At 73.8% G+C, this 1,492-nt stretch carries 1 protein-coding gene; it reads right to left on the bottom strand.

The annotated features are described in order from the left end of the window. On the bottom strand, window positions 1–1,472 hold a 1,472-nt coding region (locus Q2100_RS28245; protein WP_302916704.1), incomplete at its 3' end, for an acyltransferase domain-containing protein. Window positions 1,473–1,492: the final 20 nt, after the last annotated feature.

Here is a 1,492-nt window from a genome sequence, read left to right as displayed (position 1 = left end):
TCGTCCCCGGTGACCCGTTCGGCGCCTGCGGTGACCAGCCAGACGTCGCGGCACTGCGGCCCGGCAGCGGTCGCGTACTCCAGCAGGCCGCCGGCAACCTGTCCGGTCAGCTCGGCGGCGGCCGGCGCGGCGTCGGTCTGTTCGGCGGCGGGGGCGACGACGACGAGCATCTCGGCGCGGTCGGCGGGCGCCACGGTGACCGCAGAGTGTCCCTCGATCGCGGCTCGGACCAGGCCGGCCAGCGGGTGCCGGGGTTCGGGCGACAGCACCGCGACGGTCCGCGAGGTGTTGGCCGTCGTTGTGGGACGGGCCGTTTCGCGCCACAACTCGGTCGCGATCGTCACCGGCGCTGATGTCGTGGCTTCACGGGCGGCCGCGGGTTCGGGCGCCACCCACATGTGCGTGGCGCGCATCGGCGCGTTCGGGAAGTCGCGCAGCGGCCGGGTGTCACCGACGAGATCGGCCCAACGGTAGCGGGTGTCGGTCACCGCGGCGGCGGCGATGTTGGCCGTCAGCCGGTCGACCAGCGCCGCGTCGCGGTGCCCGGATCCGACGAGGACGGCGGGGCCAGAGGCGAAGTCGAGGGTGTCGAGCGTGTCGCCGATCGCGAAGAGCAGTGCGGGATGCGCCGACAGTTCGACGAAGGCCCTTGCGCCGCATCGCACCGCCGCTTCGACTGCGCGGTCGAAGCGCACCATGTTGCGCAGATTGCCGTACCAGTAGTCACCGAACTCCGTGCCCGCCGCCACCACGTCACCGGTGGCGCCGCCGATGAACTGCATCGGGCCGTCACCGAACCGGGCCTGTGGCAGCGCGGCGGTGAATTCCCCGCGCAGCGGTTCGAGCACGCTGGTGTGCACCGGGAAGTTCACGGTGATCTGGCGGGCGAAACCGCCGCGCGCGGAGACGGTGGCCACCGCGGCGGCGACGGCGTCGCGATCGCCCGACACGGCGACCGAGGCGCCGGCGTTGATCACCGAGAGTTCCAGCCAGCCGGGCGTTTCCGCGATCAGCTGCTCGGCGGCGGCAGCCGTGAGACCGAGGGCGGCCACCGCATACCTGCCCCGCATCCGGTCGGTGACACCGGCGCGGGCGCCGACCACCGCCACGGCGTCGGGCAGCGCGATGACGCCGGCGAGGTAGGCCGCGGCGATCTCGCCGAGGCTGTGGCCGACGGTGAGGTCAGCGGCCACGCCGCAGGACCGCCACACCGCGGCGAGCGCGATCGCGTGGACGAACTGTGCACCCTGGATCTCGATCTCGGCGAACGAATCCGGGTCACCTGCGGTGGTGAGATAGCGCAGCGGGGAGGTCAGCCCGGCGGCGGTGAAGGCGGCGGCGCACTTGTCGGCCTCGGCGCGGTAGGCGGGCAGGTGGGTGTAGGCGTCGGAGCCCATCGCCGGCCACTGGCTGCCCTGGCCGGGGCAGACGAACGCGAGCCGGGGCGTCGTGTGCTCCGCGGAGCGGGCCACCAGCGGATGGTCCCCGCCGG

Source organism: Mycolicibacterium arseniciresistens, from assembly GCF_030519285.1.
Classification (GTDB): Bacteria; Actinomycetota; Actinomycetes; order Mycobacteriales; family Mycobacteriaceae; genus Mycobacterium; species Mycobacterium arseniciresistens.
The sequence above is the reverse complement of the archived record's forward strand: the minus strand, read 5'-3'. Positions and strand labels throughout refer to the sequence as shown.